Annotated in this window: 9 protein-coding genes; 7 read left to right on the top strand and 2 right to left on the bottom strand. The window is 67.8% G+C overall.

Annotated elements, in window-relative coordinates; translation table 11 throughout:
• Window positions 1-161 precede the first annotated feature (161 nt).
• From ACQR10_RS14440 to ACQR10_RS14425, 4 genes are all read left to right on the top strand, one after another.
• Window positions 162-1,631, top strand: a complete 1,470-nt coding sequence (locus ACQR10_RS14440) for a L,D-transpeptidase family protein (protein WP_316182907.1) — start codon at window positions 162-164, stop codon at window positions 1,629-1,631.
• An 819-nt stretch (window positions 1,632-2,450) separates the two neighbouring features.
• Window positions 2,451-2,915, top strand: coding sequence for an Rrf2 family transcriptional regulator (locus ACQR10_RS14435; protein WP_316182906.1), 465 nt, complete (start codon window positions 2,451-2,453; stop codon window positions 2,913-2,915).
• Window positions 2,905-3,612 (top strand): class I SAM-dependent methyltransferase, encoded by a 708-nt coding sequence (locus ACQR10_RS14430; RefSeq protein ID WP_316182905.1) that lies wholly within the window; start codon window positions 2,905-2,907, stop codon window positions 3,610-3,612. The genes ACQR10_RS14435 and ACQR10_RS14430 overlap by 11 nt, the downstream gene beginning before the upstream one ends.
• A 263-nt stretch (window positions 3,613-3,875) precedes the next feature.
• Complete coding sequence (locus tag ACQR10_RS14425) at window positions 3,876-5,213, top strand: hypothetical protein (protein WP_316216836.1); 1,338 nt, start codon at window positions 3,876-3,878, stop codon at window positions 5,211-5,213.
• Between the two features lie 45 nt (window positions 5,214-5,258).
• Here ACQR10_RS14425 and ACQR10_RS14420 read toward each other — a convergent pair whose 3' ends face one another.
• Window positions 5,259-6,152 carry a hypothetical protein gene (locus ACQR10_RS14420; protein ID WP_315800602.1) on the bottom strand — a complete coding sequence of 298 codons (894 nt, stop codon included), beginning with the start codon at window positions 6,150-6,152 and terminating at the stop codon, window positions 5,259-5,261.
• Between the two features lie 238 nt (window positions 6,153-6,390).
• Here ACQR10_RS14420 and ACQR10_RS14415 point away from each other — a divergent pair, with 238 nt between their 5' ends.
• Both ACQR10_RS14415 and ACQR10_RS14410 read left to right on the top strand, forming a co-directional pair.
• Window positions 6,391-8,790, top strand: coding sequence for a membrane-bound PQQ-dependent dehydrogenase, glucose/quinate/shikimate family (locus ACQR10_RS14415; RefSeq protein ID WP_434911984.1), 2,400 nt, complete (start codon window positions 6,391-6,393; stop codon window positions 8,788-8,790).
• Between the two features lie 244 nt (window positions 8,791-9,034).
• Entirely contained in the window at window positions 9,035-11,098 is a 2,064-nt protein-coding gene (locus ACQR10_RS14410) for a putative bifunctional diguanylate cyclase/phosphodiesterase (RefSeq protein WP_316216838.1), read from the top strand.
• A gap of 13 nt (window positions 11,099-11,111) precedes the next feature.
• Here the strand turns inward: ACQR10_RS14410 and ACQR10_RS14405 are convergent, their stop codons facing one another.
• Window positions 11,112-12,293, bottom strand: coding sequence for a substrate-binding domain-containing protein (locus tag ACQR10_RS14405; RefSeq protein WP_316216839.1), 1,182 nt, complete (start codon window positions 12,291-12,293; stop codon window positions 11,112-11,114).
• Window positions 12,294-12,478: 185 nt separating this feature from the next.
• Here ACQR10_RS14405 and ACQR10_RS14400 point away from each other — a divergent pair, with 185 nt between their 5' ends.
• Window positions 12,479-12,922, top strand: a complete 444-nt coding sequence (locus ACQR10_RS14400) for a MarR family winged helix-turn-helix transcriptional regulator (protein WP_315735215.1) — start codon at window positions 12,479-12,481, stop codon at window positions 12,920-12,922.
• The last annotated feature ends 2 nt before the right edge of the window (window positions 12,923-12,924 follow it).

Here is a 12,924-nt window from a genome sequence, read left to right as displayed (position 1 = left end):
CCGGAGCGCGGGTTGCGAGGCCTGGGGTCAAAGGCTACAATTTTAATCAATGGTTTGACGGCATGACGCAGGGTCGACCCGTGATTTATCCAGCTTTCGGGCCGATCGGGTGAGATGAGACTGGGGTGTTGCGGCATGCGGGGTTTGCGGGGAGCTTTGCTTTGATCAACCGCGCTTTCGTCCGGGTTCTCCTGACCTCGGCGGCGTTGGCCGCCGGTGCGCTGCTGACCGGTTGCAACAGCGATCAGGTCGGACTCGCCACCAACGCCAAGGCCAACCAGCCGGTACCGCCGAAGCTCGTCGCGACGATGGGCGAGAAGGATATGGATCTGCAGTCGCCGATCCTGGTCCGCGTCTTCAAGCAGGAGGCCGAGCTCGAGGTCTGGAAGCAGGACCGCTCGGGCAAGTTCGCGCTGCTCAAGACCTATCCGATCTGCCGCTGGTCGGGCGATCTTGGACCCAAAGTGCGCGAGGGCGACCGCCAGGCGCCGGAGGGCTTCTACTCGATCAATCCGAGCCAGATGAACCCGCAATCGGCCTACTATCTGTCGTTCAACACCGGCTATCCGAACGCGTTCGACAAGGCGCTCGGCCGCACCGGCTCGCAGCTGATGGTGCATGGCGACTGCTCGTCGCGCGGCTGCTTCGCGATGACCGACGAGCAGATCGCCGAGATCTATGCGCTCGGGCGCGAGTCGTTCTTCGGCGGCCAGCGCGCCTTCCAGTTCCAGGCCTATCCGTTCCGGATGACGCCGGTGAACATGGCGAGGCACCGCAACAATCCGAACATGCCGTTCTGGCGCATGATCAAGGAAGGCTACGACGCCTTCGAGGTCACGCGGCAGGAGCCGAAGGTCGACTTCTGCGAGAAGAAATACGTCTTTAACGCCCAGAAGCCGCCGGGCGCGACGCATGATCCGGTGTTCGACGCCTCTGCCAAGTGCCCGGCCTATGTCGTGCCCGACGAGATCACCGCCGCCGTGCGCGACAAGCAGCAGGCCGACGAGGCGGAATATGCCAAGCTCGTCGCCAAGGGCACGCCGGTCGCCAAGCTCAACACCGGCATCGACGGCGGCATGAATCCGATCTTCGCCAGCCGCGTGCCCGGAGCCTCCACCGGCCTGTCCGACGCCGGCGAGGCGCCGGGCCTGTCGCTCGCCAACTTCCAGGCCGCGCCAGGCACGATCCCCGGTCACGTCAACCCGCCGCGCGCGCCCGGCGCCGACGAGGTCGCGATGCCGGCCAGTGCCGCGGAGGCGCCGGTGAGCGCGCCGTCGACCCGCGTGGCGGCCGTCAGCGCGCCCGAGAAGCCGAGCTTCATGTCGAGCCTCGCCCGCAAGGTCGGGATCGGCGGCAATGCGGCGGCTGAGAGCACGGCGACAGCCAAGCCCGCGCCGAGCAAGACCGCAGAGGCGAAGCCCGCCGAGACCAAGCCAGCGCCGAAGCCGGTCGCGGCCAAGCCCGCCGAGACCCGGCAGGCTGCCGCGCGGCCGCCGTTCAAGCCCGCGACCAGCGAGGCGCCGGCCACCACCGCCTCGGCTCCCGCCCAGACCCAGACCGCGCTGGTCTCCGGCGCCGTCCCGGTGCTGCAGTCGAACTCGTTCGACAGCCGGTTTTCGGGATTCAAGTAGGTAGGACGTCGGCGCCGCCGGCTCGGAAGAGCCGATCCGAACGCATGACGCCACCCTCCCCTGGAGGGGAAGCACCGCGTTCGTGGTGCCGTCGTGGTCAACGATCTCAAACTGCATCTGGGGATGCGCGTCTCTGTTCTCGCGGCGCATTCGGCGTCCGAGCGATGCATCGATCTCACCCTCTTCAAGACCGAGGGTGCAGGGAAGGCCGGACCTCGACTGAGGCCCGTGGCCCGCCTGCGAAAAAAATGCAGGCGGCAGGAACCACAGGTCCAGCCGGACGATCCGGCCCTCCCTGCGCGACGGTTTGAACGGCTGCTTCGCGATCTCCCTGGGGACCGGGCTGTCTTGCCCCCATCACCGGCGGGATGCACGAGGCATCATCAGCCGGCTTGACCTCAGCGTCGGGAGGCCAGGACCACGCGACTTGACCGTACGGACCGGTGTTGTTCGTCGGCGCGATCAAGTCACGCTGCAAACCGGCCCGCCCATCACATCCCGCACTCCACGCTTCGTGACGACCGCGCAGCGCCCCTCGTCGATGAGGCGGGATGGAATGAATAGATCACGAATTTCCGAAATTGCGAAGCGGAATATTTTTGCTCACGGGACTGGACAGCCCAAATCAGCCTGAACGCGCAGGCGAAATCCGGTTTTCCGCGCCAGAGACTTTGCGGCGGATCGGGGGAATGAACGCGCCCGCATTCGCGACGAGCAGCAGGACCGAGTCGCCCGACGGGCAGACACGACAGCATCGCCCAAGGCCGCACGAAGGCAGGCCGGTTGACGTTCCGGGCATCATGTCATATTAAAAGTTACATGAGACCCAACAGCCAGTTGTCCGGCATCCTCCATGTCCTGCTCCACATGGCGGAGCACGACGGTCCGGTCACCTCCGAGGCGCTCGCAGCGATGATGCAGACCAACCCGGTCGTGATCCGCAGAATCATGGCGGGGCTCCGGGACAGCGGCTATGTGCGCTCCGAGAAAGGCCATGGCGGCGGCTGGACGCTCGCCTGCGATCTGGCGGCCGTCACCCTGCGCGACGTCTACGATTCGCTCGGACGTCCGTCGCTGTTCGCGATCGGCCATCGGAGCGACAATCCCAACTGTCTCGTCGAGCAGGCGGTCAATGCCGCGCTCGACACCTCCATCCGGGCCGCCGAGACGTTGCTGCTGTCCCGTCTCGGCGCCATCACGCTGGCGGCGCTGAGCGCTGATTTCCACGACCGCCTCGAACGACGCAAGCGACCTCGCAAGGGAGACATTTGTCATGCCGGCTGACATTGCCGACGGCGCTCAGCAGTTCATCCGCGCGTTTTCCGATCCCGAATTCGTCGCGCGCTACACCGATGGTCCACGGCGCTTCGTGCCCGGTCTCGACGGGCTGCACCGCATGACGGCGGTTCTGCTGGCCGAGCGGGCGCCCGACCATGCGCGGGTGCTCGTGCTGGGCGCGGGCGGCGGGCTCGAGCTCGATGCGTTGGCCGAAGCGCACCCATCGTGGACCTTCGTCGGGGTCGATCCGGCGCCGCAGATGCTGCGACTCGCCGAACGCACGCTCGGCGCGCGGATCAGCCGGGTCGAACTGATCGAGGGCACCATCGACGCTGCGCCGGCCGGCCCGTTTGACGCGGCGACATGCCTGCTGACGCTGCATTTTCTGGCAACGCCGGAGCGTTTGCAGACAGTCCGCGCCGTGCACGACCGGCTCCGCCCTGGCGCGCCGTTCGTGGTCGCCCATAGCTGCCTGCCGAAGGAGCCGACTGAGCGGGCTCTGTGGCTGGATCGCTACGCGGCCTATGCCGTTGCGTCGGGCACGGACCCCGAGCAGGCAAGGACGATGCGCGCGACCGTCGATGCCAGCGTCAACATGCTGAGCCCCGAGGAGGATGAAGCGATCTTGTGCGACGGCGGCTTTCGCGATGCCCGTCGCTTCTTTGCCGCGCTGACCTGGCATGGCTGGATCGGCCACGCCTGAACCGCGGCTGAGCATCACACCGATGCCCCCCTGAACGATCGCGATCAGGGCCTGCTAATGAGTTGCCCGGCCTAAGCGGGCATCCACGTATTCCCTCCCTGCGGCCACTGAAGAGGTGGATGGCCTGGCCTTGCGGACAGGCTTCGCGCCCGAGCCCTGCCACCTCTCAGCTTGCGTGACGTCGCGCACGGAGCGCGGGGACGCGATCTGCGACAAACGGCGCGTCACCCGAGGCGAGGTGACGCAACCGAGAGGAGCAGGTCATGAGCTTTTGGGATGATATCGGAGATGCCGTCAGTTCCGCAGTCGATGACGTGAAGGACGTTGCGAAGGATGTGGCGGGTGCAGTCGGCGGCGCGGCGGGTGCCGTGGTCAACACGGTCGAGCACGTCGCCGGCGATGCCGCGCATGCCGTGGGCAGCGTGGTGCACGGGATCGGCGCGCTCGGCGGCGAGGCCATCCATACCGTCGGCGGCGTGCTCGGCGCGATCGGGCATGGCGCCGAGGCGATCGGCGGCGGCCTGCTTCACACCGTCGGCGACGTCGCGTCGACCGTGGTCCATGTCGGCGGCGACGTCCTCCACACCGGGATCAACGTCGCCGGCGACGTGGCGTCCGGCGTCGGCCACCTGGTGCATGGCGACCTCGACGGCGTCATCAACGACGTCAAGCATATCGGCGGCGACATCGTCGACGGCGGGCTCAAGGTCGGTGGCGACGTGGCGCATGGCGCCCTCGACGTCGCCGGCGACCTCGCGCACACCGCGGTCGGCCTCGGCGAGGCCGGGCTGGAGGCAGCGGGCGCAGTCGGCCACGGCGCGCTCGACATGGCCGGCACCATCGTCGGAACGGCCGGCGAGGTCGGCATGGACGCGCTCGACGCCGCAGGCGCGGTGGTGAAGGGCGGCTTCGACGCCGGCGTGGCGGTGGCTGACGGGGCCATCGGCGTGGTCACCGACACGGCGTCGGCGGCCGGCCACCTGATCGGCGGACCGATCGGCGAGGCGATCTCCGGCATCGCGCACGGCGCCGATGCGGTCGGCACCGGAATCGTCGATGGCGTCGGCCACTTCGTCGGCGAAGGCCTCAACGGGCTGGCACAGACCGCGGGCGATTTGAGCCACTCGCTGGGTCAGCAGCTCGACGCGATTGGCCACGACCTCGGCTCGCTGGTCAACGACCTCAGCCATGGCGATCTCGGCGCTGCCATCGGCGATATCTTCAAGCTGGCGCAGGACGGCTTGCGCGGCGACGGCATCGCGGTGGCCCATGGCGGGTCCGAGGGCGGCAGCCATGGCGGGTTCTGGGACTCGATCGCCTCGGCGATCCAGCAGTCGGGCGACAACGCCCAGGGTGGCCAGGGCTCGGGCTTGGGCTCGGGCTTGGGCTCGGGGTTCGGCTCCGGTCCGCTGCACGGCGAAGGCTCGTCGCACAACCCGATCATCGTCGACAATTTCGGCGACCATGGGCACCCCGGCAACACCGGCATCGTGCCGCCGAATTTCGATCACGCGCCGGTGGCCGTGCACGATGCGCCGCACGCCGACTACAGCCACATCGTCCAGATGGACGATTCGCATCACTTCGCGATGCATGGCTGAGGCAAGCGGGACATCCCGCCGTGACCGTCACGGCGGGATGTCGCGTCAGGACCGATCGGCGCTCTGCTGGACGATGGCCGGCGGCGCGCCGGTCGCCTGCGCGCGATCACGCGGCAGGTGATCGTTCATTGCCGAGAGTGCGCACAGCGCCAGCGAGCCCCAGACCGCGGCGCTGAAATACAGCGACATCCAGGCGATCTCTTCCTTCCAGTGCTCGAACTCGTGGGTGACGGTCCAGCGCGTGGCGGAGTCGCGCAGGCCGGCGAGCGGATGCAGCAGCGGCGTGCCGGCGGCGCGCTCGATGCGCCAGCGCTTCACATACATCGGGACATCGATCACGACGAGGAAGGCGAGATAGCAGGCGATGCCGACGAGGCCCGCGATCAGCAGGCCGCGCACCACGCCATCGAACTCCGGCAGCAGCCGGCCGAGCCCGATGCCGACGAGCAGGAAGGCCACCGCCCACAGCGAGTTCTCGATCGCGTTGTAGAGGAAATTCCGGGTGACGACAGCGTACCAGGAACAGATCTCGGCGATGACGATCAGCGGCACGATGATACGGGCCATGTTCACCGCGGTCTCGGCATCGGCGATGGCGCCGAGCTGCGCGAGGATGATGGCCCACTGTGCCGCGAAGGCGATCTCGGCGATGGTCGCCACGGTGCGGCCGACGAACACGCTCGACAGCCAACTGTCGACCAGGCAGATGCGCTGCACGTCGGCGCGCGGCAGCACCGAGCGGAAGGCGCAGCCGAACACATAGGCCGCCGACAGCGCCAGCATCGAACCGGTCTGGGACGCCTGACCCGCCGAACTGCTGCCGCCGTTGAGCTGGCGGTACAGGATGAACCAGAACACGATGTTGGCGAGGCTGACGAGCGTCAGCATCGCCCACCACAGGGCGACCGGGTTCGACAGGGCTCGCGACTGCGCACGCATCCGGGCACTCCAATTTTCATGTGAACGACATGGGATCGTATTAATTTCGTCATGGAGCGGCAACCCGTTCCGGCCACGGAAGGCGCGCAAAAGGCCGTGTGCCGGGAGGGAGGTCGGCGACCGCGCGGCGGCCCCATCCCGTGCCCTGCACGGCCAGGAACTTCCGCCCTTCCTCGCCGTTCATGACGCGGCTGCGGCGTCGCGCCGCGGCCTGTCATCATCAGCCTGGAGCCGCGCAATGGCCGCAGCCCGCCATCTGCAGCGCGCGCCGCTGCTCACCTTCACCGCGATCGTTGTCGGCCTGATGGGCCTCGCGCTGCTCGCCGGCGGGGCGTGGCTCGCCGCGATCGGCGGCTCACCGTATTACCTGGTCGCAGGCCTCGCGCTGCTGGTCGTCGCGGTGCTGCTGTGGCGGCGGCATGCGGCGGCGCTGTGGATCTATGCGGCGCTGCTGCTGGGCACGATGATCTGGGCGATCTGGGAGGTCGGGCTGGATTTCTGGTCGCTGGCGCCGCGCGGCGACGTGCTGGTGCCGCTCGGCGTCTGGCTGCTGCTGCCATTCATCACGGCGCATCTGGTGGGCGACATGCGCGCGGCGCGCTGGGGGCTCGTGGCCGTGCTTGCGGTGGCCGTGGTCGTGCTCGGCGCCTCCCTGCGCGGCGATCGTTTCGGCGCCGATGGCGCGCTGCCGCAGACCGCGGCGGCGACGGCCGGCACCGATACCGCGCCAGCCGAGGCGCAGGCGGACTGGACCGCCTATGGCGCGACCAATTTCGGCACGCGCTTCTCGAGCCTGAAGCAGATCACACCCGACAATGTGAAGACTCTCAAGCTCGCCTGGGAATTCCGCACCGGCGACCGCAAAGGGCCCGACGATCCCGACGAGTTCACCAACGAGGTCACGCCGCTGAAGATCGGCGATCTGCTCTGCACCTGCTCGCCGCATCAGATCGTGTTCGCGCTCGATGCCGCCACCGGCAAGCAGCGCTGGAAGTTTGATCCACAGATCGAACATCACAAGAATTTCCAGCACATGACCTGCCGCGGCGTGGCCTATCACGAGACCAAGCCGGGCGCGGTCGACGTGTCAGGCGCGGCGGCCCCGACGGAATGCGCCAGGCGCATCTTCCTGCCGACCAATGACGGAAGGCTGTTTGCGCTCGACGCCGACAGCGGCAAGCCATGCGAGGGCTTTGGCGAGCACGGCCAGATCGATCTCAAGGCCGGCAACGAGATCACCACGCTCGGCTTCTACGAAGGCACCTCGCCGCCGGTCGTCACCGACAAGGTCGTGATCATGGCCGGCGCCGTGATCGACAACTACTCCAACAAGGTGCCGTCGGGCGCGATCCGCGGCTTCGACGTCTACACGGGCAAGCTGCTGTGGGCGTTCGATCCCGGCAATCCCGATCCCAACGAGATGCCGTCGGCCACGCATCACTTCACGCCGGGCTCGCCGAACGGCTGGAGCGTCGGCGCGGCCGACGAGGCGCTCGGCCTGGTCTACATCCCGCTCGGCTCGAGCTCGCCGGACATCTGGGGCGGCAACCGCTCGGCCGACAACGAGCGCTATGATTCGGCGCTGGTGGCGCTGGACATCGCCACGGGAAAATTGCGCTGGTCGTTCCAGAATGTGCATCATGATCTGTGGGACATGGACATGCCGTCACAGCCGAGCCTGGTCGACATGCCCGGCAAGGACGGCGTGGTGCCGGCGATCTACGTGCCGGCCAAGACCGGCAACATCTTCGTGCTCGATCGCCGCGACGGGCATCTGCTGGTCCCCGCGCCGGAGAAGCCGGTGCCGCAGGGTGCTGCGCCCGGCGACCGGCTGTCGCCGACACAACCCTTCTCCGAACTGAGCTTCCGGCCGCGAAAGGAGCTCTCGGGCGCGCAGATGTGGGGCGCGACGATGTTCGATCAGTTGGCGTGCCGCATCATGTTCAAGCGGCTGCGCTACGAAGGGCCGTTCACGCCACCCTCCGAGCAGGGCACGCTGGTCTATCCCGGCGATTTCGGCATGTTCGAATGGGGCGGCATCGCCATCGATCCCGTTCGGAAGATCGCGATCGCCAATCCGCAGTCGATCCCGTTCGTCTCGCGGCTGGTGCCGCGCGGCAAGGACAATCCGGCCGAACCCAACGCCGCGCATCCGCCGGGCACCGAGCTCGGCGTGCAGCCGATGTACGGCACGCCCTACGGCGTCTCGCTCGGCATCTTCCTGTCGCCGCTCGGCATCCCCTGCATGGCGCCGCCCTGGGGCAGCCTCGCCGCCATCGACCTCAAGACCAACGCGATCGTCTGGCAGCACCGCGTCGGTACCATCCGCGACCAGGCGCCGCTGCCGCTGCCGTTCAAGCTGGGCGTACCGATGCTCGGCGGCCCGATGGTCACTGCGGGCGGCGTCGCCTTCCTGACCGGCACCATGGACGACTACATCCGCGCCTTCGACGTCAAGGACGGCCGCCTGCTGTGGCAGGACCGGCTGCCGGCCGGCGGCCAGTCGACGCCGATGACCTACGAGGCCGACGGCAAACAGTATGTCGTCACCGTCGATGGCGGGCACGGCTCGTTCGGGACCAAGCTCGGCGACTATGTGCGGGCCTACGCGCTGCCCGGCAACGTCGCCAGCAAATAGTCCTGCGTGTTCCAGCTCCGCAAAGAGTCGCGCATGGCGTTGGCAGTTTCGTCACGATGTCCCAGGTTCCATGGCGAAACCCAGCGCCGGCGGCCGGCGGCTTAATCATCGGCTGTCCGACCTCGTGCATGACTCGGCGCGGGCAGAGGTGCTGCCCGCGTTGACGCTTCGCTAACCGCGATTCCGCGCGCGCCAAAACCCGTCCCGCCGCGGAGCGTAGCTGGCTGCGTGAGGTAAATTGCCGATGTTGACGATTCTGTCCTGCCTGCCCGCCGATCATGATCTGCGCTACGTCGCCGCCGCGCTGCTGGTCTGCGTGCTCGGCTCCCTGCTGTCGATGCGGCTGCTGGCGCGCGTCCGCCGCAACACCGGCCTGCGACGCTTCCATCTGCTGTTCCTGGCCGGGCTGGTCGCCGGCGGCACGGTCTGGACGACGCATTTTGCCGCCATCCTCGGCTATGACGCATCCGGCAACCGTTCGTTCGAGGCGGGACTCACGTTCGCTTCGCTCGGCCTCGCCGTGGTGTTTTCCTGGCTGGGCTTCTTCATCACCACGCGAACGCAGCGCGGCCCGCTGATCGAGGCCGGCGGCGCCGTGTTCGGGCTGGGCATCGCCGCGATGCATTACACCGGCATGGGCGCGCTCAATCTCGACGGCATCCGAACCTGGCACGCGCCGGCGATCTGGCTCTCGGTCGCGCTGGCGACGGGCTTCGGCGCCGTCGCCGCCAACCGCATCGCCCGTCCCGTCACGCGGTTCTGCAAATATGGCAGCTCGCTGGCGATGGTGCTCGCGATCCTGAGCCTGCATTTCACCGGCATGGCTGCGCTGACCTTGGCGCCGATGGCCGGCATCGACGCGCCCGTGCAATCGCTGTCCGACAGCGTGATGCTGATCAGCATCGTCACCGGCATCGGCCTGATCATGGCGATGGCCGCCTCGGCCTATATGATCGATCTGCAGGCGGCGCAGGAGGCTGTCGAAGGCTATCGGCAGCTCGCGTTGCAGGATCCGCTGACCGGCCTGCCCAACCGCAACGGCCTCGGCCATCGGCTGGCGCCGCTGCTGACCGACGGCGACGAGACGGCGCACCTGGTGGTGCTCGCGATCGACCTCGACCGCTTCAAGGACATCAACGACGCCCACGGCCATGCCGCGGGCGATGCGGTGCTGACGATGATCGCGCAGCGTATTGCATCGACGCTGCAGCCCGGCGAGTTCCTGGCGCGGATCGGCGGCGACGAGTTCGTCGCCGTCAAGAGCGAGATCTTCGCGCGCACCGAGGCGGCGAAGTTCGCCGAGCGGATGCGCACGCTGGTGCTGGCGCCTGTCGAGTGGGAGGAACGCAGCCTCTCGGTCGGCTGCAGCATCGGCATCGCGCTGCATCCCGACCACGGCCTCACCGCCGACGAGCTTCTCACCCGCGCCGACCTCGCGATGTACCGCGCCAAGAGTCTCGGCCAGGGCAAGATCTGCGCCTATGAGCCGTCGATGGACGAGGCCAGCCGGCGCCGCGCCGAGCTCGCCATCGACCTCAAGCGCGCGCTGGTGCGCAACGAGTTCGAGCTGCACTACCAGGTGCAGAACGACACGCAGAGCGGCGGCATCATCGGCTTCGAGGCGCTGCTGCGCTGGAATCACCCGGTGAAGGGCCGCGTGCCGCCGAACGATTTCATTCCGATGGCCGAACAGACCGGGCTGATCGTCGACATCGGCGACTGGGTGCTGCGCACCGCCTGCGCCACCGCCGCGAGCTGGAGCCAGCCGTTCAAGGTCGCCGTCAACGTCGCGCCGATGCAGCTCAACCACGACCTGCCGAAGCGCGTCGCCGAGGTGCTGCGCGAGACCGGATTGGCGCCGGAGCGGCTGGAGATCGAGCTGACAGAAACGGGCATCATCGCCGACCGCCAGCACGCGCTACAGGTAATGCAGGCGCTGAAGGCCATCGGCGTCACGGTGGCGATGGACGATTTCGGCACCGGCTACTCGTCGCTGTCGACGCTGCAGGTGTTTCCGTTCGACAAGATCAAGGTCGACAAGAGCTTCATCCAGTCGGTCGAGACCAGCGTGCACGCCGCGGCGATCGTCAAGGCGACCCTGCTGCTCGGGCGCAGCCTCAACATCCCCGTGCTGGCCGAGGGCGTCGAGACCGAGCAGCACCTCGCCTTCCTGCGCGAGGAGGGCTGCAGCAGCGTGCAGGGCTTCCTGTTCGGCAAGCCGATGCCGCAGGAGGCGATCAGCCGGATGATCCGCGACGTGCCGACAGCGCCGGCGCGCGCGCCTGCCAAGAGCGCTGCGGCTGCCTGAGCAGGCGGACGTCTCAGAAAGTTCGGATGATCTTGAAATCGAGCCCGTCGGCCGCGGCGAGATGCATCGCCATGCCGGCGCGGCCCTGCCGGATCGTCACCTCGCCGCGCGCGCCGGAATAGACGATGTTGCGGCCGGCGGCAGCGAGCGGTCGCAGGGACAGCGAGCCGGCGCGCTCGGCGGCGGCCTTCAGGAAGCGCAGGCCCTCGTAATTCGACTGGCCGACCGATCCGACCGGCGGCGCTTGGGCGCCAAACATGGCGGTGTAGCGGCTCATGAACGCGTCATTGGCCTTGGAGCCGATGCAGCTGAAATAGCCGGAAGAGGTATACAGATTCTCGGTGTTGTCGGCGCCGATGCCGAGCAGCACCGTTTCGTCCACCGCGCCGGCGAGACGCAGCGTGGTCGCGGCGAGACCCGACTCGCCGAAGGCGCGGTTGAAGGTGATGCTGTCGGTGCCGATCAGCGAGACCAGCACGACATCCGGCCGGGCGGCGCGGATGCGCGCCAGATGCGCCTGGTGATCATCCTCGCCCACCGGCACGAACTCCTCGCCGACCACCTGGCCGCCGGCCTCGGTGATGTAGGTCTTGGTCTGAAGATGCGACTGCCACGGCCAGACATAGTCGCTGCCGATCAGGTACCAGCGCCGGGCGCGCTTGTTCTCCGCCAGCCAGTGGATGGCAGGGCGCGTCTGGCTGTGCGGCGTCTCGCCGATCGCCATCACGCCGGGCGTGCGCTCGCCGCCTTCATAGACCGGCGTATACACATAGGGGATGCGGCCGCGGGTGAGCCGGCGCAGCGCCAGCCTGACCGCGCTGATATGCGAGCCCGTCACGACGTCGATATCGTCGAATTCGAGGGCATCCCTGGCGCGCTCGGCCACCTCGGCCACAGGGCCGCCGGAATCGTAGAACGACAATTCGATCTCGCGGCCGAGGATGCCGCCGCGGCGATTGATCTCGGACACCGCCAGCAGCGCGCTGTTGGTCGCGGCCGGCCCCCAGATGCCGGGCGAGCCGGAGAAGGTGAGGAAGTTGCCGATGCGCAGCCTGCTCCGGGAGCCGCGCCGCTGGAGATGGTCGGGATCGAAGGGGGCAAGTGCAGGAAGGCCGACCCGCCGGGGCGGGCTCCTGAACAGCAGGGATGGCGGCAGACCGAAACGCCCGGCCGTGACAGATCCTGTCGAGAGCACACCCACTCCTTGGCCGCAACCGTGTCTGGCCCATTGTGGGCCGGCGGTCATACGCCGTCAAAATCAGCACGCGTTCGGCAAATATCCTATTCGAAAATGTTGAATGTTCAAGAATTGGGATGCATATAGATCGGGCAGCAACTGCCGGACATTCATTCAAGCCGGGACCGCAAGCGAAGTTCATCGTGGCCAAACCGCCCCATCCCAACACCCCCCTCACCGAACATCTCGCCTATCTGCTCGCGCAGGCCAACCGGGAGATCAACCGGCAGCTGGAATCGCGCCTCAGCACGGAAGGCGTGCCCGTCGAGCAGTGGCGCATCCTCAAGGTGCTCTCGGACGGCGAGGGACACTCGATGGGCGACCTCGCCGACGCGGTGCTGCTGAACCACCCGACCCTGACCAAGATGATCGACCGCATGGTGTCCGACTCGCTGGTCTACCGTCGCCAGGACGCCCACGACCGCCGCAAGGTGCTGATGTTCATCAGCGACCATGGCAAGGCGCTGTGCAAGCGGCTGAACTCGCTGGCGGCCAGCCAGGAAGCGCACATCCTGGAGAACTATGGCGACAAGGCCACCGGCGAGCTGAAGCGGCTGCTCGAGAATTTGATCGACGCGGCGAGCTGAGG

Source organism: Bradyrhizobium sp. HKCCYLRH2060, assembly GCF_051168135.1.
Classification (GTDB): domain Bacteria; phylum Pseudomonadota; class Alphaproteobacteria; order Rhizobiales; family Xanthobacteraceae; genus Bradyrhizobium.
The sequence above is the reverse complement of the archived record's forward strand: the minus strand, read 5'-3'. Positions and strand labels throughout refer to the sequence as shown.